The sequence below is a fragment of the Nocardia sp. XZ_19_369 genome, from assembly GCF_015355715.1.
Lineage (GTDB): Bacteria > Actinomycetota > Actinomycetes > Mycobacteriales > Mycobacteriaceae > Nocardia.
In genome coordinates this window covers 738469-763729 of sequence record NZ_JACVED010000003.1, presented here as the reverse complement: position 1 = coordinate 763729, position 25261 = coordinate 738469, and the positions used below count along the sequence as shown (strand labels likewise).

Sequence of the window (25261 nt, the reverse complement as noted above, 5' to 3'; positions counted from 1 at the left end):
GATTTGTGATCTGAAACGAGAGTCACTAACGCCTCACACATACCATCGCTGTGAGACCTGAACCGCAGAAACTACCGTCTACCACGCGTGAAGGACCCACATCGTGCCCGCTGCTCCGGACCCACATCCCTCATTCGGTTCTTACGCACATCCTCACCGACTAGTAACCACAGAGTGGCTGTCGGCAAACATCGGCACGTCGGGACTCAAGATCGTCGAGTCCAACGAGGACATATTGCTCTATGACATCGGGCATGTTCCCGGCGCGATCAAGATCGATTGGCGGGGCGATCTGAACGATCCGGTCACTCGTGACTACATCGACGGTGCCCGATTCACCGAGTTGATGCGCGCCAAGGGAATCGAGCGAGACGATACCGTGGTCATCTACGGGGACCGGGGCAACGCGCAGGCGGCGCACACATTGTGGGTTTTCACTTTGTTCGGACACCAGGATGTGCGGTTGCTGGACGGCGGTCGCGGCGCCTGGATTTCCGAGGAACGCGACACCACCTTCGACATCCCGCACCGCACCCCCAGCGACTATCCGGCCGTCACCCGCGACGACAGCACCGTGCGGGCGTTCCGCGAAGACGTCCTCGCCCACCTCGGCAAGCCGCTGATCGACGTGCGTTCGCCCGAGGAATACTCCGGCGAGCTCGCCCACCCGCCGATCAACCCCGAGGACGCGGCGTTGCGCGGCGGGCACATCCCCACCGCCGCGAACATTCCGTGGACCGAGGCCTTCAACAACGACGGCCGCTTCCGCTCCCGCGCCGAGCTGGACGCGATCTACGGCGCGCTGGGCGCCGCGGACGATCTGATCGTCTACAGCCGTGTCGGCGAACGTTCCAGCCACACCTGGTTCGTGCTGACCTATCTGCTCGGGTTCGAGACCGTGCGCAATTACGACGGCTCGTGGACCGAGTGGGGCAACTCGGTGCGCATGCCGATCGCCAAGGGGACTGAACCCGGTGCGGCACCGGCCGGTACCGCACGCCGTGGCCGCGGCAGGTAGCGCACGCACGCCTTTCCGCCTGAGAGGGCGAGTGTGATCCACGACCTACTGATGAGTAGGACTGGCCGAGTGCGCCGTCTGTTGGCAGACTGCCTACACTCGCCCGAGACGTAGTTTCGTCGACCACGGGGCGACCAAAGATTGCACACAGGAGGCTCAGTGCCCAGCCATGCCAGCGCACGGATCACGAAGGTACTCGTAGCTAACCGAGGCGAGATCGCCGTGCGCGTTATCCGGGCTGCCAAGGACGCGGGCCTCGGCAGCGTCGCGGTATACGCGGAGCCGGATGCCGATGCCCCCTTCGTGAAGCTCGCCGACGAGGCGTTCGCCCTCGGCGGGCAGACCTCCGCCGAGTCGTACCTTGTCTTCGACAAGATCCTCGATGCCGCGTCGCGCTCCGGCGCCGACGCCATCCACCCCGGCTACGGATTCCTCTCCGAGAACGCCGACTTCGCCCAGGCCGTCATCGACGCGGGGCTGATCTGGATCGGCCCGTCGCCGCAGTCCATCCGCGACCTCGGCGACAAGGTCACCGCCCGGCACATCGCCGAGCGCGCCAAGGCCCCGATGGCCGCGGGCACCAAGGACCCGGTGAAGAACGCCGACGAGGTCGTCGCCTTCGCCAAGGAATACGGCGTGCCGGTCGCGATCAAGGCCGCCTTCGGTGGCGGTGGCCGCGGCATGAAGGTCGCGCACACCATCGAGGAGATCCCCGAGCTGTTCGACTCGGCCACCCGCGAGGCCGTCGCCGCGTTCGGTCGCGGCGAGTGCTTCGTCGAGCAGTACCTGGACAAGGCCCGCCACGTCGAGGCGCAGGTCATCGCCGACCAGCACGGCAACGTGGTGGTCGCCGGTACCCGCGACTGCTCGCTGCAGCGCCGTTTCCAGAAGCTCGTCGAGGAGGCGCCTGCGCCGTTCCTGTCCGACGAGGTGCGCGCGAAGATCCACGCCTCCGCGAAGGCGATCTGCCGGGAAGCCGGTTACTACGGCGCGGGCACGGTCGAATACCTGGTGCAGGGCGAGACGGTGTCGTTCCTCGAGGTGAACACCCGGCTGCAGGTCGAGCACCCGGTCACCGAGGAGACCGCGGGTATCGACCTGGTGCGCCAGCAGTTCCGCATCGCCAACGGCGAAGAACTGAGCATCACCGAGGACCCGACCCCGCGCGGTCACTCGTTCGAATTCCGCATCAACGGTGAAGACGCCGGTCGCGGCTTCCTGCCCGCGCCCGGCCCGGTGTCGGTGTACCGCGAGCCCAGTGGCCCCGGCGTGCGCGTGGACTCCGGCGTGGTGGAAGGCAGCGTGATCGGCGGGCAGTTCGACTCGATGCTGGCCAAGCTGATCGTCACCGGCGAGAACCGCACCCAGGCGCTCGAGCGGGCCCGGCGCGCGCTCGCCGAGTTCGAGGTCGACGGGCTGGCCACGGTCATCCCGTTCCACCGGGCGATCGTCGAGGATCCCGCGTTCATCGGTGACGGCAGCAAGTTCGACGTCTACACCAAGTGGATCGAGAACGAGTGGACCAACACCGTCGAGCCGTTCACCGGCGGTGCACCGGCCGACGACGACGAAGAAGACCTGCCCCGGCAGAAGGTGGTCGTCGAGGTCGGCGGCCGTCGCGTCGAGGTCTCGCTGCCCGGCCAGTTCAGCCTCGGTGGTGGCGCTGCCGCCGCCGCGGGCAACGGCGCCGGGGTGATCCGCAAGAAGCCCAAGCCGCGCAAGCGTGGCGGCGCGGCCGGCGGTGCCGCCTCCGGTGACGCCGTCACCGCGCCCATGCAGGGCACCGTCGTGAAGGTGGCCGTCGAAGAGGGCCAGTCCGTCGAGGCGGGCGACCTGATCGTGGTGCTCGAGGCCATGAAGATGGAGAACCCGGTCAACGCGCACAAGGCGGGTGTGGTCACCGGCCTGTCCGTCGAGGCGGGCGCCGCGATCACCCAGGGCACGGTGCTCGCCGAAATCAAGTGAGGTCGAGTCGGTTCGGCTCGCGCCGGGCCGATACGACCAGGTAGTGCTCGCGTAAACGCAGGGCGAATACCGCTTCGGGCGGGCGCTGGACCATGACGTCCGCGCCCGCTCTGTCGTATCGTGGTCCGGTGACCAGTACGCCGAGCGTCTCCGCCGTCGCGGAGATTATCCGCGCCCGCCGTGCGGCGGGAAGTCGCACCGACGGAAACCGGCTGGTACTCGTCGTCGAAGGCGGCGGGAGTCGCGGGGTCTACTCGAGCGGGATGGTCTCGGCCATCGAGGAACTGGGCCTCGGCGCGGTTTTCGACGCCGTCTACGGCACCTCGGCCGGAGCGATCAACGGCGCCTGGCTGCTGGGTGGACGTGCCGTCGCGGGCATGCGCTCCTGGACCGATCCGGCGATCATGCGCCGCGCCATCGACCCGGCCAGGCTGCTGCGCGGGCGGCCCGCCTTCGACCTGCGCTACCTGGTGCATCAGGTCTACGACGGGATCGAGCCGATGGATTTCCCGGCGATCCTGGCCAACCCCACCACCTTTCACCCCATCGCCACCGACGTCCGCACCGGCCGCGCGGTGGACCTGCACCCGTACATCGTGGACAAGCGCAGCCTCATGCGCGCGCTGCGAGCCTCCGCGGGGTTGCCGATCCTCGCCGGGCCGCCGGTCCCGCTCGGCGGTTCGCATTACTTCGACGGTGGCCTGACCGAAACCGTCCCCATCCGCACCGCCGTTCGCAGCGGTGCCACGCATGCGCTCGTCCTGCGCACCCGTCGCATCGACGAACAGCGCCCGCCCGCGTCTCTGCTGCACCGTGTCGTAGGTGGCGGGTATCTGCGCGCCACCGCGCCCGGTGCCTACCGCGCCTGGATACAACGCCCGCACCAGCAGGCCATCGAGGACCGCGCCCTCGCTGAACTCGGTGGCGCCGTCCTGCAGATCCATCCGCCCCTCGGCTCCCCCGACATCGACAGCGCCGCCCGCGACACCACCCTGCTCGCCGAAGCGCTCGCGATCGGCCGCAACGCGGTCCATACCGCGCTGTCCGACAACGCCCGCGTCGCCTGACCCTTCGCGCGCCGCCTAGCCGCCCGCGTCTCCAGATCGCCGCGTCACCAGACCGCGCCCGCGTCACCAGACTTTCTCCGCGTCGCCTGCGGTCATGCCCTCCGGCCGATCTCACGCACCTCGCCGCGCAGCCGATCCGATTGCCGCACACCGTTTCGTACGCCGCACACTCGCTACAGGAGGCGTGCGGCTTACGTGCAGGCTCTGCGATCGGCTAAGCCTCGCCCGGTGGAGCGGCAGGGCTTAGTCCAGCCGTACGGCGACGCCGTTGGAGAGGACGAAGTCGTGTAGCTCCAGGTGGGTCGGGGTCGTCTCAACTGGTACGTCGAAAACCAGTTGGGTGGTTGCCGATTGGCCCGGTGCCAGTTCGAACGAGTAGCCGTAGCCGTGCTGGGTGGATTGCCACATGGTGGCGGTGGCGTTGTGGTCGAACGGGGTGCCCTGGGTGTCGAACAGGCGCTGCCCGAAGGGCAGGAACCGCTTCGGCTCGGCGGAGATGTTGCGGATCTCGAGCGTGACGATCACGAACGAACCCGACGCCGTCTGTAGTCCCACCCGACGGACATCGGTATCGACGTCGCGCACCACGAACTCGAACTTCCCGTCCCGCACCGGCGTACCCGCGGCCGCCAGCCCCACCGACTCGGGCTGTTCCGGCGGTGGCGCCGGATTCTCCTCCGCCATCGCCGTGGGCGGCGGTGCGCCCGACCCACCCGAGTCCCCGACCCGGCCGGCCGGCGCCAGCAACGCGACACACCCCGCCGCCAGCATGAACGGCGTCAGAAAGACGACGACCAACGCACCGATTACCTTCGACAACACACCGCCACGCTTACGCCGCGGCCGCCGCACCGGAGCAGCCGACGGCCGTCGGCGAGTTCCCGAATACCGCTGCGACTTGGGCGGTTTCGCCGGAGCAGGAAAGACGCGCCGCCCGTATCCGGCGGGGTATCGCTGCTGCGGAACCATCGGACGAGCTTGCGCCCCTGGACGAGCCAGCTCCACCGGACCTGCAGCGCGCTGTTCGGATGAACGCGGCATTACCAAGGCGCGCAGACCCCGTGCCGCCGCACCGAGCTGCCGCGCCCCCGAAACCGGCTGCTGTGCCCGAGGATCCGACGCTTGGCCGACCGGCGCCGAGCCCCGCTGCGGCACTCCGGAATACGCATTCTGATCGGCGGACACCGGGCCCCGAAGAACAGGCCGCGCCGAATACGGCTGTGGTGGCGCATAACTCGGAGGCAACGTCTCGAGCCGAGTCTCTATCCGAGTAGGCGCGGGGCCCGGAGTAGGGAGCACTTTCGTGGACGAAGGCGAGTTCGGCGGACGGGCAGGTGCGGGGCGCTGGGCGTCGATGGCAGCACGCTCAGCGGCGGCTGACCGAGTCGGCGCGGAGTCCGGCACCGGCAGTACTTTTGTCAACGCAGGCGACTTCGGCAGACGGGGAGCGGGCAGCTGGGTGCCGACCGCGGCATGCGCGGCAGCGGCGAAATCGCCTGCGGTGGCATAGCGATCGGCGGGGTTCTTGGCCATGCCGCGGCTGATGACGGCGTCCAGGGTGGCGGGGACGGCGGCGTTGCGGGATGCGGCGCGGGGTGGGTCGGTCATCAGATGGGCGTGCATCTGCTGGGCGGGGTCGGTGTCGCCGTAGGGACGGCAGCCGGTGAGGCATTCGTAGAGGACACACGCGAGCGAGTACACGTCGGAGCGGGCGTCCGCCTTTCCGGTGAACCGTTCCGGCGCCATGTAGGCCAGGGTGCCGATCGCCAAACCGGTGGTGGTGACCGCGGTCTGGCCGATGCCGTGCGCGATGCCGAAGTCGATCAGATAGGCGAAGCCGCTGGCGTGCACGACGATGTTGGACGGCTTGACATCACGGTGTACCAGCCCGGCCCGATGCGCCACGTCGAGCGCGGCCGCCACCTGTCCGACGATGCCGACGGCTGCGGCGGGCGCCAGTGCCCCCGCGGCAATCGTGCTCGCCAGATCGCGGCCCTCGACGAATTCCATGTCGATGAACAGCCGACCGTCGATCTCCCCGAACCGATGGATCCGCGGAATACGCGGATCCCGCAATTGGGCCACCACCTCGGCCTCGCGCTCGAATCGCCTGCGATACCCAGCATCCGCGGCAAGTTCGGTCGGCAAGAGCTTCAACGCCACCCAGCGGGCATTCGCGTCGTCGTAGGCCAGCCAGACCTGCCCCATCCCGCCTTTGCCGAGCAGACGCTCCAGCCGATATCCCCCGAATCGCACCTCCCCCATCGCGAACCTCCAGTCACCGTCGACTTGTCCAGGCCCGGCCCGCCGGCCTCCGATCAACCCGAGGCGTCGCTGAAAATCGCCAGCTCACACCGCGAACACCGCAGAACCCAACCTCCTTCGGAGCCTAACCCCGCCCCGCCGACCCGGCCAGTGTGTCATCGACAACACCCCGCCGGACATTGCGAAGCCCGGCAACCCACCAACGGGACATGACGCGGCCGGAATCGAGCACACACTCACCTGATGTCCCGCTCGGCGAGCCCGCACAACCTGACCATCAGCGAACAGGACATGGCTTCGCGACCTCGTCTACCGGCCGTTGCCAGGCTTGCCCCGCCCATTGCCATTGCCGTTACCCGAGTTTCCGCTGGACTCGTCGCCTTGATCCGGCTTAGTGGTGTCCTGCTTCGGCTTGGGCGTGTCCTGCTTCGGCTGCTCGGCCGCCGGCATCGCGGGCATCCAGTTCGCGGCGCGGTCGGCGGTGCCGATGCAGTGCAGTAGCGTGCCGTCCTCGGCGAGTCCGCGCACATCCACGGTGGGATCGCACGGCTGCCAAGCGACCGGAAGGGTGACGGCCGGCGCGGGAACCGGCGCTGGGGAATTCGCTGCGACCGGGGGCAGGGTGTGCGCGGAGGCGACGTGCGGCGCCATCGTGGACGAAGGCCCGGGGCCCGCGGTCGGCACGGAAGTCGGTGCGGCGGAATCTCTTCCGGGTCCACCCGGCCGCCCCAGCCACAGCGCCATGCCCACCGCCACGAGAAGCACCACCAAAGCACCCGCCGCGACGCGCGATCTCGTCGTCTGCCGCGAACCGTCCTCCTGCGAACCGGGTCCGTGCCCGGCCGAACCGGTGCTACGCCCTGCCGCGTTTGCACGCAACGATTCAGCAGCCGCCCCCTGCCGCGAAACACCCTCGCCCGAACCGACGTCCGCCCGCAGACCACCGTCGCCGACTGAACCACCGAACCGCTCCGACCACGTAACCCTTTGCGCCGCAGCTCCCGCACCCGCTCGCGCCGAGTCACGCTGACCCGGAGCACGTCTCAGCGGCAGTGTCGCAGGCACATCAGCTGCTCGAAACGACTGCGGCAGAGCAGATGTCGAAAATGCCGCAGCGGAGGTCTGCACCGTCGGCACATCGAGCCCGGTGATCGCGGCATACGCGGCCGACGCCAATTCCCCTGCGCTGGCACACCGTTGCTCCGGCACCTTGGCCATGCCGCGCGCGATGACGGCATCCAATCCGGCGGGCACCGCGTGATTGAAGTCGGCGGCGAGCGGCGGGTCGGTCATCAGGTGCGCCATCAGCGACTGTGCGGCATCGCCATTGCCGAAAGGCCGTCGCGCGGTGAGGCATTCATAGAGCACGCAGGCCAGTGAGTACTGGTCGGAGCGGGCGTCGCCCGCACCGGCGAAGCGTTCCGGCGCCATGTAGGCCAGCGTGCCGACCACATTGCTGCTCGTGGTGATCGCGGGCTGGTCGACCCGATACGCCGTACCGAAGTCGATCAGATGCGCGACCCCGGCGGAGTCGAGCATGATGTTGGACGGTTTGACGTCGCGATGCACCAGCCCGGCCCGGTGCGCGGCATCGAGGGCCTCCGCGACCTGCACCACGATCCGCACCGCCCGCGCGGGCGCCATCGGCCCCTCGCACCGGAGCACGGTGGCGAGGTCGGTGCCTTCGATGTACTCCATATCGAGATAGAGCTGACCGTCGAGCTCGCCGAAGGAATGAATCGCCGCCAGATGCGGCCCGCGCACCTGGGCCGCCAGCCGCGCCTCCCTGGTGAACCGCTGCCGGTACTTCGGGTCGGCCGCCACCGAGGCGGACAACACCTTCAATGCGACCACACGATCGGCGCTGCTGTCGTGCGCGAGCCACACCTGTCCGGTGCCACCGCTGCCGAGCAATCGATCGAGGCGATAGTGGCCGAACCACGTCTCACCCATGGTGTTGAACCTCCCGCTAGCCTTCTCCTCATGGAGGAGCTACCCGAAATCCGTATCGGCACCGCGGAGCGTGAAGACGCTATGCGGCGTTTGTCCGATCATTTCGCAGCCGGGCGGCTCAGCGTCGCGGAATTCGACGAGCGCAGCGCGGTGATCGCGGCCGCCGTCACCCGCGGTGACATCACACCGGTCTTCGCGGATCTGCCGGATCCGCTCGTCAAAGCCGCTGCGGTGCCTGCCGAGTCGAGGTCCGGCTTCCTCGCCGGCTGGCCCGAACGGGCGATGGCGGTCGTTCCGATCCTGGCGGTCATCCTGTTCTTCACCACCGGCAGTTGGCTGTGGTTCCTGGCGATTCCGCTGATGGGCGCCCTGCTGTTCGGCAGCGGGCACGGCGGTCACGGTGGGCACGGTGGGCATGGCCGAGGTCACGACCGCCGCAGGGACTCGTGATGGAACCCATCGAAATCAACGCGGGGACTTGGTATTTGCGCGCACTGCGCGCCGACGACCGGATCGACGATCGCCCGGCCCTGGCCGAGGGCGGCATCACCGACCCCGGCTACGTCGCGCTGCGCACCGCCGGGTGGGCCGAGGAATCCCACTTCTCCTGGGCGGTCTGCGAACCGACCACCGCGGAGATGGTCGCCGAGGTCGGCGCCAGACCCCTCGGCGACGGCACCGCCGAACTCACCGGCTGGGCGCGCGCAGGATACGAACCGGCCCTCGAAGCCGGACTGACCACCGTCCGCCGATTCGTCGAGGGTGCCCTGGGCCTGCGCCCCACCATCGACTGAGCAACTACGGGCACCAACAGCAAATGCGCGGGCCGCCGGAGAGATCCCGGCTGCCCGCGCATAGTCGCAATAAGCGGTGTCGCCCTACTCGAAGCCGGCGATCACCCGATCGAGCGCGTCGACCGCGGCATCCAGCTCAGCGACACTGACGGTCAGCGGCGGCCGGAAGCGGATTCCCCGATCACCCGTGCCGAGGATCAGCACACGCTCACGTTCCCGCAGTGCGGTGACCACCTCGTCGCGCAACTGCGCCGACGCCACCGTCACCGCGCACATCAGGCCACGTCCACGCGGTTCGGTGATGCTCGGATGCTGCGCGGCCAGGATCTGCAGCCGATCGAGCAGATGCGCGCCCAGGGCCCGCGACCGTTCGATGAGCGAGTCCTGCTCCAGCACCTCGAGGATGCGCCGGACGCGCACCATGTCGGTGAGGTTGCCGCCCCAGGTCGAGTTGATCCGGGAGTTGACCACGAACACGTTGTCGGGCACCTCGTCGACGCGCCCACCCGCCATCACACCGCACACCTGGGTCTTCTTGCCGAACGCGATGACGTCGGGCTGCACGCCGAGTTGCTGGTAGGCCCAGGTGGTTCCGGTCATACCGACGCCGGTCTGCACCTCGTCCAGCACGAACAGCGCGTCGTTCTCGTGACACAGCTGCTGCATCGCCTGCAGGAACTCCGGCCGCAGGTGCCGGTCGCCGCCCTCGCCCTGGATCGGCTCGGCGATGAAACACGCGATGTCGTGCGGGTTTTCGGCGAAGGCGCGGCGGGCCTGGTCCAGCGCACGGGCTTCGGCCGCGTCGATGTCGTGGTCCTCGCTCAGGTACGGCGAGTCGATGCGCGGCCAATCGAACTTGGGGAATCTGGCGGTCTTGACCGGGTCGGTGTTGGTGAGCGACATGGTGTAGCCGGTGCGGCCGTGGAAGGCGCCGGTCAGGTGCAGCACCTTGGTGCCGAGTTCCGGTGCGCGGCCGTTGCTTTCGTTGTGCCTGCTCTTCCAGTCGAACGCGATCTTCAGCGCGTTCTCCACGGCGAGCCCGCCACCGTCGATGAAGAACAGGTGCGGTAGCCGCGGATCGCCGAGCACCCGCACGAACGTCTCCACGAACCGGGCCATCTCGACGGTGTAGATGTCGGAGTTGCTCGGCTTGTTGAGCGCGGCGGTCACCAGCTGTTCGCGGAACTCGTCGTCCTCGGCCAGCGCGGGGTGGTTCATCCCCAGTGCGTTGGACGCGAAGAAGCCGAACATGTCCAGATAGGAGCTGCCGTCACGTTCGTCGACGAGCTTGCAGCCGCGGGACTGTTGTAGGTCCAGCACCAAGTCGAAGCCATCGGCGAGGATGCTGGCCGACAAGATCTCGTGCACCCGGGCGGCGGGGGTGACCGCCGGGCGGGTGCGTTCCAGTTCGATGGTCACGCCACCGAGGATACGAAAATTTACGGTTTCTGTACAGGAAAGCGGATTAATTACACGTAACAGCTACCTGTCATAGAATGTCTGCAAGATGATGGTGCTTCGGGTCCTGACGTTGGCGGTCGCTCTGATCTCCTGCAGCAGCTGCTCGAGGTGCCGTGGTGAGGCCACCCGCACCAGCAGGACATAGCTCTCGTCACCGGCCACCGAATGGCACGCCTCGATCCCGGGGATGTGCTGCAATACGGCCGGGGCGTCATCGGGCTGCGACGGGTCGAGAGGAGTGATCGCGACGAATGCCGACAACAGCTGGCCGAGTGCCTCCGGGTCGACGTGCGCCGTGTAGCCGCGGATCACCCCGCGCGCTTCCAGCCTGCGCACCCGCGATTGCACGGCGGACACCGACAGGCTCGCCTTCTCGGCCAGATTCGACAGCGTGGCGCGTCCATCGGCCATCAGTTCCCGAATCAGCAGGCGATCGATGTCGTCGAGTGCAGGTCGTGCAGGTGTATCCGCCATCAGCGGAGACTAACCCAGGCGACCCCGCTCGTGGCAGGAACCTCACCCCGATCCTCCCAAGACATGGGACAGATACGCCGCAATGCGGCCGAAAGGTACGGCGGAGCAACAGATGACAGATGTACTCGGCGATCAGACCACTCGGGAACTCGCGGAGCGCGCGGCAGCGGTGCTGCGCGGACTCGGCGTAACGCCCCCGGAATCCGGCGATCTGCCCGCCCGCAGCCCGATCACCGGCGGACAGCTGATGACCCTGCAATCGAGCTCGATGGACGAGGTCGATGCCGCGATCGCACGGGCGGCCACGGCATTCGGCGCGTGGCGCACCGTGCCCGCACCGGTCCGCGCCGCGGTGGTGCGCAGGCTGGCCGAGCTGCTGACCACGCACAAGAGCGAGCTCGCCGAGCTGGTCACGCTGGAGGCGGGCAAGATCGGCGCCGAGGCCGCGGGCGAGGTGCAGGAGATGATCGACGTCTGCGAATTCGCGATCGGCCTGTCGCGCCAGCTCTACGGGCAGACGATGCCCTCGGAGCGGCCCGGCCACCGGTTGATGGAGACGTGGCATCCGCTGGGCGTCGTCGGGGTCATCTCGGCGTTCAACTTCCCGGTGGCCGTGTGGGCGTGGAACACCGCGATCGCGCTGGTCTGCGGTGACACCGTGGTGTGGAAGCCGTCGGAGACGACGCCGCTGACCGCGCTCGCCTGCCACACCCTGTTGCGCCGCGCCGCGACGGACGTCGGCGCGGATCCCGAAGTGCACCAACTGGTTCAGGGTGCGGCGAACGTCGGCGCCCGCCTGGTGGACGACGAGCGGGTGGCGCTGGTCAGCGCGACCGGCTCGGTCCGGATGGGCCGGATCGTGGCGCCGCGGGTGGCCGAGCGGTTCGGCCGCTGCCTGCTGGAGCTGGGCGGCAACAACGGCGCGATCGTCACGCCCTCAGCGGATTTGGAGCTCGCGGCGCGCGGCATCGTGTTCGCCGCGGCGGGCACGGCGGGCCAGCGGTGTACCACCCTGCGCCGGCTGATCGCGCACGCCGATGTGGTCGGGCCGCTGGTCGAGCGGATCGAGAGCGCGTATCAGCAACTGCGCGTCGGCAATCCGCTGGAGGACGGGGTGCTGGTCGGTCCGCTGATCGATGGCCGGGCCTACGCGGGCATGCGGGCCGCACTGGACAAGGCGCTCGCCGACGGCGGCGAATTGATCTGCGGCGGTGAACGAGTCGACGGCTTCGGCGACGACGCGTACTACGTGCGGCCGGCGATCGTGCGGATGCCCGCCCAGACCGCGGTGGTGCGCGAGGAGACCTTCGCGCCGATCCTCTACGTGCTGACCTACCACGACTTCGACAGTGCGATCGCCATGCACAACGAAGTGCCGCAGGGACTCTCGTCGGCCGTCTTCACCAGCGACCAGCGCGAGGCCGAGCGCTTCCTGGCCGCCGACGGCTCCGACTGCGGCATCGCCAACGTCAATATCGGTACCTCCGGCGCCGAAATCGGCGGCGCGTTCGGCGGTGAGAAGCAGACCGGCGGCGGCCGCGAATCCGGTTCGGATTCGTGGAAGGCGTACATGCGCCGGGCCACCAACACCATCAACTACTCCGCCGAACTGCCACTGGCGCAAGGCATCAAGTTCGGCTGATACGTAGCCGACACAAGGCCCGGCTCCGCGGAGCCGGGCCTTCGTCGTTTGCTCAGTCGATGACGGTCGGCAGCGTTTGCAGGCCGCGCAGGAAGGTGCTCGGCCGCCACTGCACCTCGTCGGCCATCTTCATGTTCGGATAGCGGGCCAGGATCTTCGCGAACGCGACCTTCGCCTCCAACCGCGCCAGCGGGGCGCCGACGCAGTAGTGGATGCCGTGCCCGAAGGCCAGGTGGCCCCCCTTGTTCAGGCCGGTCTTGCCGATCTCGAGGGTGTGCGGGTCCGCGAACTGGCCGGGGTCGTGATCGGCCGCCGCCAGCGACACCGACACCAGCTCCTCGGCCGGAATGTCGATGCCCGCCAACGTGACCGGCTCGGCGGTGTACCGCAGGGTGGCCAGGTGGACGGGTCCCTCGTGGCGGAGGAACTCCTCGATGGCCGCGGGAATCCGTTCCGGTGCGTGCGTGAGCTCCTCGTAGAGCACCCGGTCGCGCAGCATGGCGTAGAGACCGTTGCCGATCAGGTTGACCGTCGTTTCGTGACCCGCCACCAGGATCAGGAACAGCATGGCGATCAGTTCCCGGTCGCTGAGCTTGTCGCCCTCGTGATTGGCCATGATCAGCTGGGACAACAGATCCTCGCCGAGGTCCTTGGATCGCTCCGCGACCAGCCCGATCAGGTACGTGGCCAGCTCGATACTCGCGGCCCCGCGCTCGGCCGCTGTGGCATAGAACGGCGAATTCGCCAGGGCCTGTTGATCTTCGGCATTCTCGGCCGACGACGCTGTCATCGTGGTGGACAACTCCCGGAACCGCGCCCGATCTGCCGCAGGCACGCCGAACAGTTCGCAGATCACCGTCATCGGAATCGGCAGCGCGTAGCCGTCGATCAAGTCGACTTCGGACTTGCCCGCCATTTCGTCGAGCAAGTGATCGGCGAGCGCATCGATGCGCGGGTGCAACTGCTCCACGGTGCGTGCGGTGAACCCCTTGGTCACCAGCCTGCGCAGGCGAGTATGGTCCGGCGGGTCGGAGCTGAGCATGTGTTCCCACAGGTCCGCGCTCATCGTCGTGTACATATCGCCAGGTCGCAGCCGCGTCGTGATCGGCGCGAGGGCGGCCGCGCCCTTCTTGATGCGGTCGTCGGCGAGTACCGCACGAGCGAGTTGATAGTCGACCACCAGCCAGGAGGTCAGCCCGTTCGGCAGCAGCACGTGGTGGATCGGCCCTTGTTCGCGCAGCTCGTCGTACACCGGATGTGGGTTGTAGACGAACTCGGTGCCCAGTTTGATCAACGGCTTGGTCATGAGAACTCCCTGGCTGTCTTGCTGGTACTGCCACCACCACTGCTGACGTGCAGCGGATCCAATCCCCAGGACTCGGCGACCAGCCGCGCCAGAAAGCCCAATTCCTCGTCGGTGTGCGCCATTTCGGGTTTGATGCTCTCCAGCACCCACTGGATCTTCCCGTCGAACTCCGAGAGCCAGGTGGCCAGCGCGATCGGCTGCCGACCGGCCTGCGCGGTGTCGATGCCCTGGAAGACGCCGCGCATCACGAACATCGTCGGCGCCGCGCCGTGGCGCACCACCGTCGGTACGAACGGGTCCAATACGCCCATGTTCGAACACATTCCGACGGTGATCGGCGGGGTGTCGACGAGCCGTTCGACCACGCCCTCCGGGAGCACATCGACCAGGTCGGGCGGCATGTTCCGCGGACGCGATATTCCGCCGGCCCCGACCCCGCGCACCGACCCGAAGCCGGCTTTGCTGGCCGCGCGCAACGGCGCAAGGTCGAACTGATCCAGCCACTCCCGCTGCACCACGATCGGCACGCGGGCAAAGGAATTCGAGTCGATCTGATCCTGCTCGCGCAGAATCCGCACAGCGGTCATCAACACCAGCGGACCTGTCTCGCCGATCAGCCCGCAGTGCCGCAGCAGGTCCGCGACCAGCGCCAGATACAGCGTGTTGGCGGTGCCGCCGCGCTGGGCCGCGAGGTCCTTCCACCGCGCCGCGTCGAACGTGGCGATCACCGAGCCTTCATGCCAGCCGAGCGGCGCGGACGGCTGCGTCGAGCAGCGGCCGGACAGGGCTCGGCGGATCGCCTTGCGATGGGACGGATCCCGGCGCGCTCGCCGCGCTTCCGAAACCACCTCGCGCGCAACGGTTATCCCGCGGCGCGTGCCGTCCTTCAGGTCGTCGCGGAAGGTGACGGCGTCGGTGAGGCCCTCCGTGGTGGCGAGCTCGGGCTGGACCAAGCCGATGGCCGCCATCAGTCCCGCGTGGCCGTCGGCGATGGCGTGCGAGGCGATACAGGACAGGACCATGCCGCCGGACCGCGTCGGCACCGCCGACAGCCGCCACCCGTAGCCCCGTTCCGGGTCGAGCGGGTACTGCGCTTCGTCACTGGCCCAGGCCAGCGCGTCGGCGTCGTCGATCGCGGCATGCTCCAGGTGCAACGGCAAGGCGGTGTCCGCCAGTACCCAGCGCCAGCGGGCGAAGGGCACCCGTGGGCGGCGCACCCGCCGCATGAACGGGCCGGAGCGCAACTGGGCGTACATCTCGCCCAGCTCGTCCTCGGTGAGCCGGTTGGCCAGCACCGTCACCGTCTGGCTGATGACCGGTGCGCCGTAGCCGTGGTGCAGTCGCAGGAACGCCTTGTCGGTGAGACCGACGTACACCGGGGCCATCAGGAGGCCGCCCGATCGACGAGGCTGTGGCCGAAGCTGGGATCGGCCAGCCGCAGCATCCGCTCCTGGGCGACCATGGCCACCAATTCGCCGGTGCGGCTGAAGATCCGGCCCTGGGTGAACGCGCGCCCGGCACCTGCCGACGGTGATATCTCGTCGTACAGCAGCCAGTCGTCGACGCGATACGGCCGCATGAACCAGATCGAATAGTCCAGCGCCGCCGTCTGGATGGCGATGCCCGGGTGCAGCGCGACGGCCGCACCCAGCAGTGTCATGTCACTGGCGTAGGTCAGTGCGCAACTGTGCGTCACCGGGCAGTCGGGCAGTTCGCCGGTGTAGCGCAGCCAAACCTGTTGGCGCGCAGCACCGATCGCGGAATCGGGCACCGGGCGGATGTCCCAGCCCTCCCATTCGTTGCCCGCGTCGCCCACGCCGATCCGGGCCAGCTGTTCCGGGTCCGGCGCCTCCGGGCACGCGTCGGCATGCCGCACACCGCGGTCGCCGACGTGGAACGAGGCGACCATCAAGAAGGTCTCCCGCCCGTGCTGCACCGCCCGGATGCGGCGCACCGCGAACGACCGGCCGTGCTTGACGGTGTCGACCAAATAGTCGATCGGAATCTCCGACGCGGTCGACCGTACGAAGTATCCGTGTATCGAATGAACCTTGAATCCGGCGGGCATGCCCGCCGATCCCGCCGCCAGCGCTCGTGCCGCCACTTCGCCGCCGAATGTCCGAACCAGCGCGGTGCGGTGCTGCAGCTTGCCACGAAAGAAGTTCGTGTCGATCTGCTCCACCGCCATCGCGTCGAGTAACTCAACCATGGGCAAAACCTTTGCTTCAGAGATCCCAAACAGTGCTGGCGATGCACCCGTGCAGATGGAGCTCGGATAAATCATCGTGTGACACCTCGTACCAGACACAGTGAACCTCTGGTTAATCTAATTCAAGAGGGCTGTAATCCATTTCACAGTGAGTGAGAGTGTCTTTACGGAATACCGCCGTTCACCAAGGGCGCGAACCGCCCATATCCACTCTGAATACGTCGCTGAGCAGCAGGTATCAGAACATTGAGATTCCAGATCAGCCAGCCGTCGGCGACTATCACACGACGGCGCGCATGCATTGGATTGCCGCGAATGGACACCGAGAAGCGATTTACTGTCCGTTTACGATCGACTGATCAGCACTCGACTTTCTGAGAATTGCCAGCATTTAATAAACAGTTAACAATCGCGCATGGATTGTCCGATTCCTGCCGGTTTTTCTATTTCGAAATGCCGTCGTCGGCCCCGGATGACTCGATCCCACCGGATTCCCGCAGCGGGATCTCCTTCCAGAACAGCACCATCACCAAGGCGACCAGCGCGAGCACGGCGGCCGCCAGATACACCGTCGACATGGCTTCGGCGAAGCCGGTCTGCAATGGACCCGCCAGCGTCGGGTTCAGTTGCTGAATGACCGAACTGTCGTCGAGCACCTTCTGCACCGCGGCCGGGTCGTGGTGGACCAGCCCCTGCGCGAAGGCCACATCGGCAGGATTACTGCTGTGCAAACCGGCCAGCACGGCCTGCTGATACGCCGGCCGGGTCGACGCCGCTTCGATCGCGGCGGTCACCTTGGTCGGCAGCAGGCCGAACAGCGTCGACAGCAATGCCGCGACGCCGAGGGTGCCGCCGACCTGACGAAAGAAGGTGGCGGCCGCGCTCGATACACCCATATCCTTGGGCGCGGCGGCGTTCTGGATGGCCAAAGTAATGGGCTGCAACAGATTTCCCAATCCGAAGCCGGTGATCGCCATGAAGATCATGGTTCGCCACAGCGGCGTTTCCGGCGTCAGATAGTGGAACAGGAACAGGCCGACCGCGACCGTCGCCGTACCGATGATCGGGAATGCCCGGTACCGGCCGGTCCGCGTGATGAGCCGGTTGGACACGATCGAACCCACCATCAGGCCACCGACCATCGGCAACAACTGCAGCCCCGCGGCGATCGGGCTGGCCCCGCGCACGACCTGCAGATACTGCGGCACCAGGATGATGCCGCCGAACAGTGACGCACCGACCACCAGCGCGATCGCGACACCGAGCGCGAAGGTCCGATTCCGGAAGAGCCGCAACGGAATCAAGGCCGCCTCGCCCATCTTCGCCTCGATACCGACGAACGCGATCAGCCCGACCGCGCCGATCAGATAGCAGGCCACCGCGCCCACACTGGTCCATCCCCAACTACGGCCTTGCTCCGCGACGATCAGCAACGGCGTGATGCCGGTGGCGAAGGCCGCAGTCCCGAGCCAATCGACACGGCCGCTGGCTGGACTCCTCCTCGGCATCCGGACCACGCGATACACCACCACCAGCGCGACCAGCCCGACCGGAACGTTGATCAAGAACACCCAGCGCCAGCCGGTGATCCCGAGAATGGCGTGTTGACTGGCGAAGAGGCCGCCGAGTACCGGGCCGATCACACTCGCCGTCGCCCAGGTGGCCAGGAAATGCCCCTGATACTTGGCTCTTTCACGCGGACTGACGATGTCACCGAGGATGGCCGAGGCCAGCGACATCAACCCGCCGGCACCCACGCCCTGTACAGCCCGGAACACCGCGAGCTGATACATCGACTGCGCCACCGTGCACAGCAGCGATCCGCCGACGAATATCACGATGGCGGCGAGCAAAAATGGCCTGCGGCCGTACATATCCGACAATTTGCCGTACAACGGCGTCGTCAAAGTCGCGGTGATCAAGTAGGCCGTGGTGACCCACGCCTGCAACGAGTAGCCGGACAGGTCATCGGCGATGGTCCGCACGGCGGTCGCGGTGATCGTCTGATCCAGCGCCGCCATGAACATGCCCAGGACCAGGCCGCTCAGGATGACCAGCACCTGCCGATGGGTGAATCCTGCCGGACTGTCCGATACCGCGGCCGCGTCTACTCGCTCGGTCCGATGTCCGCGATGGGTCAGCGCCATCAGCAACTCCTGAAATCAGAAAATCACGCATCAGTTGTCGAAACTGCGGTCATTCCCATCCCCGGACCGCGGCGACCTTGCGCCCACGAACTCAGCATCACGAACCAGCAACGATAAACCTCGGTCACGATTCGGGAAACGAGGAGTGATGTCTATCTCTATGACCGGTTAGCTGTGATCCACGCCATAGCCGCCCAGGAACCGGCGCCGCCCGACTTCCGCCGTCCACTACCCCCAGACGACTCGCCCCACCAGGCGTTTTCGCATCCAGACTCTCAGTGTGTAAGGTTGGAGACACCCAACGCGGGGTGGAGCAGCTCGGTAGCTCGCTGGGCTCATAACCCAGAGGTCGCAGGTTCAAATCCTGTCCCCGCTACAAACGATACGGCCCGAAACCATAAGGTTTCGGGCCGTTTTCGTTGCCGGACTCGAGTGCGCGCCGCTGGTAACGATGCGCCCGACTCCATCGGCCGCGGGGCAAGCCAGACTACTTCCCGTCTATTCGCGCAAGCACTTCATCGACGATCCCATGCAGGTCGATTCCGGTCTCCGCTCGGGCCCAAGCGATTTCGTCGTTCTTGTAGTTGAAACCCCACCTGGGCCCGCTTCCTGGCGGATGGCGAACCGCAAGCAGCGCGATGACATCGTCGGTCGCTCGCCGCGGAAATTCGACGTAGGTGCCCATTCGGGTCGGGCGCTCGAGTACGGGCAGCGGGACGCGCGGTAGTTCCACACCCAGACTGCTCAGTGCGGCAACGATCGCCGCGCGAGTTCCTTCGGCGGTGTCGGGCAACAACCAGCGCGTGCGATCCCACAGCACAGCGAGCAGGAAGTGCACTGTGCCAGGCTCGGTAGCCCCCACCGTGTAGGCGATACCTTCAGCGCGTCCATGGATCGCGTGCCAGCGCGGGTTAGGGCTCAGCCCGTCCACCTTTGCGCCGGAATCCATTGCCCGCAGCCGTGTTTCGACGGCCGCAGCGTTGACGCCTGCCTGCTCGAGGGCCTGCCGCGCCACATCGCCGCTGTCGCCGCGCAGCACACCCAGGAGTGTGTGCTCCGGGCCGATCCAGCCATGCTTCAGGCGTATCGCCTCATTCGCCCCGATATTGAGCAGATCCATCTATTCATGGTGCACGGATCAGCGGTGCCCCGCAATACACAATGGTGATTCCGCGATAAACATGTCAGTCGAACTGTCAGCGCGATACTGCCACACCTACGCGGCAGTGCGGCAACGACTTTGGCAGCCTCGACACACACCGCCCGGCATATCGCGCTGTTAATGTCGCTTCAGATCGACACCGAACACGCGTCGACATCACAAAGAAAGTCATGCACCCATGAATAAGATTCGTTTTGCTGCCGCTATCGCTGGAATTGCCGCCGGGGCAACGATGCTCGGACTGCCTGCACAGGCATCCGCCGATGCGACGATTTCGGCGCCGACCGCAGTGTCCGCCCAGTACACACCGGGATCGTTCCACGCGGCCGAAATGTACTGTGCCCCCGGCATCGACGGAAAGGTCGTTTGGCTCCAAGGTGCATTCTACGAATGCAAGCCCGTCGATGGCGCCTTTGTGTGGGTCCCCAAGCCCTGATCGTAATTCGCAGGGCTTACTCGCTCGCCGGCCGGCGGTGACTTATTGCTCCGGCTATGTGCCTTCAACAGACGTTGGAGTCACATAGCCGCACCGCCGGCACCCTGCCGCTATCCCGCGAACTTGCACAATTGCAGCGTTCTGCTGCGCACAGCACCGAGACTTATCTTGTCACCACCGGAACCGTCGGCGCGCAATGGTTCAACACTGGGCACTCCTGCTTGTTCCGCATTTTCGTTGAGCGCGTACGGCTTGCCGTCCGGAGCGACGAACACGGCCTGGTCGCCGGCGCGGCATTCGATGATGCCGCGCTCAACGGTGAACGGCCATAGGTAGCCCAGGTTTTCGCTCGCCACGGGCTGACTGCTGGAATTCGGTTCCGGTAGCGGCACCGGGCTCGGCTGTGCGGGCGACTTCGGCCCGGCACCACCGCCGCACGCGCTGATCAGCAGTGCGCCGCTGCACGCGACACCGGTCAGGAGCAATCCGCGAACCATCGAACTCATATATTCCTCCGGTAACTCGATCTTCGACTTCCGATTACGTTGCACATCATTGGGTTTCGGATCGCCCGGCGGTAGATTGTGCTCGAGGTCGCCGGGCCGCCGCGATGGCGGCGGGCCCGTTCAGCTGTGCAGCACGGTCATCGGTGGGCGGGCGGCGGCGCGGCTCTCCGCCAGTTCGGCGCGGTTGCGCACGCCCAGCGTGTTGTACAGCGCGCGGATGCGTCGGTACATCGACCGCTCCGAAAGGTAGTTGTGCCTGGCGATCTCGGCGACGGTCATCGAGGTGCGCAGCATTCGCAGCAGCCGGGCATCGAATTCGTTCAGCTCGGGTCGACGGTCCGGCGTGCTCGACCGTGGTACCCGCCCGACGGCCGGGGTGACCTCACGCGCACGGGTGGGCTCCGGCCGCGGGCTGTTCACACCCCGATTCGGCACGGTGCCGAACACCGACGGGCTCGGCTTGTCAGCTCGGTCGAACAGATGCGCGCGGAGTATCTCGGCTTGTCGTTCCACGGCTATCGCGATGTTGATCACGAAGTTGGCGCCGGCCCGGATCGCGAAATACGTTGCGTGACCGGTGACATCGTTGGTGACCGCGACGATCAGGCCCATGGCGTGGGCGGCCCGGATCGACCGCAGGCTTTCGGCCTGATACTCGGTGTTGACCGGCAGCACGATCGGAGCGCTGTCGACGTCCCGGCGCGCGGCGAGCTGGTCGTAGTCGGCGAACTCGAGCCGGAACGACGCGGCGAACAGCGTCCCGCACGGCCCGTTCGTCGGGTCCATGTATTCGCGCAGACTCGGATGGACGAACGCGTTGGACCTGGTCACTTCTTCGGTGTCCCGGCACAGCTGTACAGCGTTCATGGAAATTCCCCCACTACTTCGATGGGTGCACCGTACGGCGCACCTGATCCTGGATTCCGCACCCGGTGCGGTGCGGTCTCGTCGAGCCATGACGGTCAGCCGATGAAGCCGCGGATCCCCTCCGAATCCCCGCCATGGTCTGCTACGGCCGCCGTTCCCGGGGCCGCCGATCACTCCTGTCTTTGCTCGTTACCTTCCTTGGACGCGGCGAACGCCCGATCGGTTCCATTCCGGGTCAATACTTTTGCAAACCCCGCATCACCTGCGCAAAGCAGAAGCGGCCCGCAACCAGAGGTTGCGGGCCGCTTCCCATGTGCCCGGGAGCGTGGCCTATACGCTCGACCAGGTGCGCGGTCTACTGCCCAGACCACGCCGTTGGGCTACACCTGCGGCGGCTCGATGCCGAGGTCGCGCAGGCTGTTTCGGTAGAGCTGCACGTTCGCGAGCTTGATGTCCTCGTAGCCACGGACGGTGTCGGCAAGGGCCGCGGCCTGGACCGCGCGGTCGTAGCCCGCCTCGTCGAGCGTGTCGGCGAGGGTCGTCACCATCTCGGTGTAGTGGGCGAGCAGGGTGCGCTCGACCCGGCGGACGTGGGCGTAGCCGAAGGGATCGAACTTGGTGCCGCGCAGCCGCTTTCCCTTGGCCAGCATCTTCAGCGTGAAGTGCCCGCGCGGCCCGATACCGATCTTCTTCTTGCGGCCCATCGCCCGCAGCACCGGCGGGTGCAGCTTGTAGGTGAGGTTCGCCCCTTCGGGCAGCTGACCCGCGACCTCGTCCAGGAAGGCCGGGTCGGTGAGGCGGCGGGCGACCTCGTACTCGTCCTTGTAGGCGGTGAACTTGTACAGCCCCTTGGCCACCTCTTCGCTGAACTCGGTGCGTCCGGTGACCCGCAGCTGTGCGTCCCAAATGTGTTGCACGGTACGCACATAGTCGCGGGCGACGCGGACGCCCTGGAAGCCGATCAGCTCCGTGGCACGCAGTTCGACGAGCCGCTTGGTCTCGCCTGACGCGGTAAGGCCTTCGAAAAGGTCTGCCGGGACCTGGATTTCGGCCTTCTTCGGCTGGGTACGGCCGACAGCCGCGGCGAAGTCGTCCGGGCGGGCGACCGCGACCCGGCCCCAGCGGAACGCCGCGATGTTGGCGTTCACCGCGACACCGTTGATCTCGATGGCCTCCTCGATCGCCGCCGCGGGCAGCCGCAGGCCGCCGAGCTGGTAGGCGGCGCCGACCATGAGGAAGTTGGCGGCGGCGGTATTGCCGAACAGCACCTCGGCAGCAGCGAGCGCATCGAAGGAGCGCACCTCCCGCGAGGCCTGCTCGAGCCGGGTCAGCAGCGCGGGGGTCTCCGGGTACTGAACGGACTTGTCGTACACCATGTCCCCGGTCGGGGTCTTGCTGGTGGACGCGACCGACAGGGTGTGCGTCTTCGAGCCGTAGGCCAGATTCTTGTTGTCGGTGGCGGTGAGCAGGTCGAAGGCGACGATGCAGTCCGCCGAACCCGGGGTCAGCCGGTTCGCGGGCTCCAGTTCGCCGGTGGCGAACCGCAGGTGCGAGACGACCGGTCCGGCCTTCTGGCTCAGGCCGATCTGGTCCAGGCTCGCCACCTCGTAGCCCGCCCGCAGCGCGGCGGTGGCCAGCACCTGGTTCACCGTGACGATGCCGGTGCCGCCGATGCCCGCCAGGAAGACGTTCTGTGTAGTCGCCGGCGCGGACACCGGCAGATCCGGCAGCACCGGCGGTGCGGGCCGCTGCATCACCTTGCGCTTCTTGGCCTTTGCCGGATCCGGCAGCTCGACCGTGACGAAGGACGGGCAGTCACCGTCCAGGCAGCTGTAGTCGGTGTTGCAGGAGGTCTGATCGATCCGGGTCTTGCGGCCGAACTCGGTGTCCACCGGCTGCACCGACAGGCAGTTGCTCTTGACGCCGCAGTCACCGCAGCCTTCGCACACCGCCTCGTTGATGACGACCCGGGTCGTGCGGACCGGCAGGGTGCCGCGCTTGCGCTGGCGGCGCGCGTCGGCGGCGCAATGCTGGTCGTAGATGAGCACGGTGACGCCCGGGACCTCACGCAGGGTGCGCTGCGCCTCGTCGAGCCGATCCCGGTGCCACAGCTTGGTGCCGGGGGCGAGATCGCGCTTGCGGTACTTCTTCGGCTCGTCGGCGCAGATGATGATCTGCGCGACGCCCTCGGTGGTGAGCTTGTGCGTCAGCATCGGGACCGCGAGCGCGCCTTCGGCGTCCTGCGCACCGGTCATCGCGACGACGTCGTTGTAGAGCAGCTTGTAGGTGATGTTCACCCCGGCGGCGACGCACGCCTGCACGGCGAGCTGCCCGGAGTGGAAATACGTTCCGTCGCCGATGTTCTGGAACAGGTGCGGCACATCGGTGAACGGCGCCTGGCCGATCCACTGCGCGCCCTCGCCACCCATCTGGGTGAGGCCGGTGACCTGACTGTCTTCCCGGCCCGACATGGTCACCATGGTGTGGCAGCCGATGCCGCCACCGGCCAGCGAGCCTTCCGGCACCGCGGTGGACCGGTTGTGCGGGCAGCCGCTGCAGAAGTAGGCGGCGCGTTTGGCGGGCAACACCGCCAGCGACAGTGGCTGGGGCAGCGGCCGTTTCATCTCCAGGAACCCATTGAGGGCCCGGCTGAGCGGCTTGGTGATCCGGCCCGTGGTGAGTTCACCGTCGTGGCTGAACAGCGGGCGACCGGCGGCGTCGCGCTTGCCGATGATCTCCGGCGCGTCGGCGGTGCCGTAGAGGATCTCCCGGATCTGGGTCTCGATGAAGGCGGTCTTGTCTTCGACGACCACGAGGCGGGTGAGGCCCTTCGCGAACTGCCGAACACGGTCGGGCGCAATGGGAAACGGCATGCCGATCCGCAGCAGCCGGACACCGGCGCGCATCAAGGCGTCGTCGTCCACGCCGAGGTCGATCAGTGCCTGCCGGACGGCGTCGAAAGTCGTTCCGGTAGCCGCGATTCCGATGGTGGCATGCGGCGGGTTCAGCTCGATGACGTCGAGGTCGTTGAGCGTGCTGTAGGCCTTGACCACTTCCCAGCGCGGGCCGTATAGGTCCGCCTCGGCGATCACGCTGTCCGTCGGCGCGGCCATCGGGCGCTGGAGGTAGCGGAAGGGCCTGCCCTCCCAGGTGATCTCGGGGACGATGATGTCGATGTCGCCCGCGTCGCCATCGACCGACCAGGCGCCGTCGGCGACATCGGCCACGATCTTCAGCGCGACAAGGCAACCCGAGGCGCGCGACAGCGCGACGCCGTGCAGGCCCATCGTGATGATCTCGCGGGCGTTGCGCGGGAACAGGACCGGGATGTTCATGGCGGCCAGCGAGCGCTCGCTGACGGCAGGCACGGTGGAGGACTTCGAGGCCGGGTCGTCGCCGACCAGCAGCAGCACCCCGCCGTTGGCGTTGGCCCCGTACATGTTCGCGTGCCGCAGCGCGTCCGTCGCGCGGTCCAGGCCGGGTCCCTTGCCGTACCAGACGCCGACGACGCCGTCGTGCGTGGCGGCGCCCTTGGGCAGATCCGCCTGGCTCCCCCACACCGAGGTAGCGGCGAGCTCCTCGTTCAGGCCGGGGACGAACGAAATATCGTGCTCGGAAAGCACGTCGGGCATCCCGGCCAGCATCTTGTCCACGCCACCGAGCGGACTGCCCTGATAGCCCGACACGAACGTGCCGACCCGGCGCCCGGCGCGCAGGTCGCGCACGTGCTGCTCCACCAATTGACGCGCGATCGCTTGGACCCCGGTGAGGACAACGGTGCCCGCGCCGACCCGGTAGCGGTCGGCAAGGTCATAAGGCGCCGGAATCAGATCGTGATCGGCGAGCTCGGTCATACATCCACCCGTCCGGTCGGCGCCGATCGGGCGCCTCCCTAGTTGAGCACTTGATGCCGATAGCCTGCCTTCGAAGCGCGAAATGAACAATAGGCGTCGATAAAGTTGAGCAGACTGCGCAATTTCACTGCTTGT

At 67.2% G+C, this 25261-nt stretch carries 19 protein-coding genes and 1 tRNA gene; 8 read left to right on the top strand and 12 right to left on the bottom strand.

What is annotated here, in order from left to right; genetic code table 11:
- Positions 1–103 precede the first annotated feature (103 nt).
- The 3 genes from IBX18_RS14925 (at position 104) to IBX18_RS14915 (ending at position 4050) form a co-directional block, all read left to right on the top strand.
- Positions 104–1018 carry a sulfurtransferase gene (locus IBX18_RS14925; RefSeq protein ID WP_194834233.1) on the top strand — a complete coding sequence of 305 codons (915 nt, stop codon included), beginning with the start codon at positions 104–106 and terminating at the stop codon, positions 1016–1018.
- A 159-nt stretch (positions 1019–1177) separates the two neighbouring features.
- Positions 1178–2983, top strand: a complete 1806-nt coding sequence (locus IBX18_RS14920; RefSeq protein WP_194834232.1) for an acetyl/propionyl/methylcrotonyl-CoA carboxylase subunit alpha — start codon at positions 1178–1180, stop codon at positions 2981–2983.
- Between the two features lie 128 nt (positions 2984–3111).
- Positions 3112–4050 carry a patatin family protein gene (locus tag IBX18_RS14915; RefSeq protein WP_306796266.1) on the top strand — a complete coding sequence of 313 codons (939 nt, stop codon included), beginning with the start codon at positions 3112–3114 and terminating at the stop codon, positions 4048–4050.
- A gap of 243 nt (positions 4051–4293) precedes the next feature.
- On the opposite strand, the gene IBX18_RS14910 is transcribed toward IBX18_RS14915, so the two are convergent.
- Together IBX18_RS14910 and IBX18_RS14905 are read right to left on the bottom strand one after the other, a co-directional pair.
- Positions 4294–6315, bottom strand: coding sequence for a serine/threonine-protein kinase (locus IBX18_RS14910; protein ID WP_194834230.1), 2022 nt, complete (start codon positions 6313–6315; stop codon positions 4294–4296).
- A gap of 309 nt (positions 6316–6624) precedes the next feature.
- The gene (locus IBX18_RS14905) at positions 6625–8268 is read right to left on the bottom strand and encodes a serine/threonine-protein kinase (RefSeq protein WP_194834229.1); all 1644 of its coding nucleotides are present in this window, start codon (positions 8266–8268) and stop codon (positions 6625–6627) included.
- A 30-nt stretch (positions 8269–8298) separates the two neighbouring features.
- Here IBX18_RS14905 and IBX18_RS14900 point away from each other — a divergent pair, with 30 nt between their 5' ends.
- Both IBX18_RS14900 and IBX18_RS14895 read left to right on the top strand, forming a co-directional pair.
- A complete protein-coding gene (locus IBX18_RS14900; protein ID WP_194834228.1) occupies positions 8299–8718 on the top strand; it encodes a DUF1707 domain-containing protein in 420 nt (139 codons plus the stop codon).
- Positions 8718–9062, top strand: a complete 345-nt coding sequence (locus IBX18_RS14895; RefSeq protein ID WP_194834227.1) for a hypothetical protein — start codon at positions 8718–8720, stop codon at positions 9060–9062. Before IBX18_RS14900 ends, IBX18_RS14895 begins: the two co-directional genes overlap by 1 nt.
- Positions 9063–9146: 84 nt before the next feature.
- Here IBX18_RS14895 and lat read toward each other — a convergent pair whose 3' ends face one another.
- Together lat and IBX18_RS14885 are read right to left on the bottom strand one after the other, a co-directional pair.
- Complete coding sequence (gene lat, locus IBX18_RS14890) at positions 9147–10481, bottom strand: L-lysine 6-transaminase (RefSeq protein WP_194834226.1); 1335 nt, start codon at positions 10479–10481, stop codon at positions 9147–9149.
- 63 nt (positions 10482–10544) lie between these two features.
- Positions 10545–10997 (bottom strand): Lrp/AsnC family transcriptional regulator, encoded by a 453-nt coding sequence (locus IBX18_RS14885; RefSeq protein WP_040732134.1) that lies wholly within the window; start codon positions 10995–10997, stop codon positions 10545–10547.
- Between the two features lie 112 nt (positions 10998–11109).
- Here IBX18_RS14885 and IBX18_RS14880 point away from each other — a divergent pair, with 112 nt between their 5' ends.
- The gene (locus IBX18_RS14880) at positions 11110–12639 is read left to right on the top strand and encodes an aldehyde dehydrogenase family protein (protein ID WP_194834225.1); all 1530 of its coding nucleotides are present in this window, start codon (positions 11110–11112) and stop codon (positions 12637–12639) included.
- 52 nt (positions 12640–12691) lie between these two features.
- On the opposite strand, the gene IBX18_RS14875 is transcribed toward IBX18_RS14880, so the two are convergent.
- The 4 genes from IBX18_RS14875 to IBX18_RS14860 all read right to left on the bottom strand — a co-directional run bounded on the left by IBX18_RS14875 (position 12692) and on the right by IBX18_RS14860 (position 18301).
- A complete protein-coding gene (locus IBX18_RS14875) occupies positions 12692–13945 on the bottom strand; it encodes a cytochrome P450 (protein WP_194834224.1) in 1254 nt (417 codons plus the stop codon).
- Complete coding sequence (locus IBX18_RS14870; RefSeq protein ID WP_194834223.1) at positions 13942–15330, bottom strand: hypothetical protein; 1389 nt, start codon at positions 15328–15330, stop codon at positions 13942–13944. Before IBX18_RS14870 ends, IBX18_RS14875 begins: the two co-directional genes overlap by 4 nt.
- A complete protein-coding gene (locus tag IBX18_RS14865; RefSeq protein ID WP_194834222.1) occupies positions 15330–16154 on the bottom strand; it encodes an acyl-CoA thioesterase II in 825 nt (274 codons plus the stop codon). Before IBX18_RS14865 ends, IBX18_RS14870 begins: the two co-directional genes overlap by 1 nt.
- 443 nt (positions 16155–16597) lie before the next feature.
- Positions 16598–18301, bottom strand: a complete 1704-nt coding sequence (locus tag IBX18_RS14860) for an MDR family MFS transporter (protein ID WP_194834221.1) — start codon at positions 18299–18301, stop codon at positions 16598–16600.
- Between the two features lie 302 nt (positions 18302–18603).
- On the opposite strand from IBX18_RS14860, the gene IBX18_RS14855 reads away from it, so the two are divergent.
- A tRNA-Met gene (locus IBX18_RS14855) sits at positions 18604–18677 on the top strand.
- A gap of 111 nt (positions 18678–18788) precedes the next feature.
- Here IBX18_RS14855 and IBX18_RS14850 read toward each other — a convergent pair.
- Entirely contained in the window at positions 18789–19421 is a 633-nt protein-coding gene (locus IBX18_RS14850) for a Clp protease N-terminal domain-containing protein (RefSeq protein ID WP_194834220.1), read from the bottom strand.
- Between the two features lie 220 nt (positions 19422–19641).
- Between IBX18_RS14850 and IBX18_RS14845 the strand changes: the two genes are divergently transcribed.
- Complete coding sequence (locus IBX18_RS14845) at positions 19642–19899, top strand: hypothetical protein (RefSeq protein WP_194834219.1); 258 nt, start codon at positions 19642–19644, stop codon at positions 19897–19899.
- Positions 19900–20009: 110 nt separating this feature from the next.
- Here IBX18_RS14845 and IBX18_RS14840 read toward each other — a convergent pair whose 3' ends face one another.
- The 3 genes from IBX18_RS14840 to IBX18_RS14830 form a co-directional block, all read right to left on the bottom strand.
- Positions 20010–20405 carry a DUF2511 domain-containing protein gene (locus IBX18_RS14840; RefSeq protein ID WP_228540955.1) on the bottom strand — a complete coding sequence of 132 codons (396 nt, stop codon included), beginning with the start codon at positions 20403–20405 and terminating at the stop codon, positions 20010–20012.
- 120 nt (positions 20406–20525) lie between these two features.
- A complete protein-coding gene (locus tag IBX18_RS14835) occupies positions 20526–21272 on the bottom strand; it encodes a DNA-binding response regulator (RefSeq protein WP_194834218.1) in 747 nt (248 codons plus the stop codon).
- A 380-nt stretch (positions 21273–21652) separates the two neighbouring features.
- Positions 21653–25126, bottom strand: coding sequence for an indolepyruvate ferredoxin oxidoreductase family protein (locus tag IBX18_RS14830; RefSeq protein WP_194834217.1), 3474 nt, complete (start codon positions 25124–25126; stop codon positions 21653–21655).
- Positions 25127–25261: the final 135 nt, after the last annotated feature.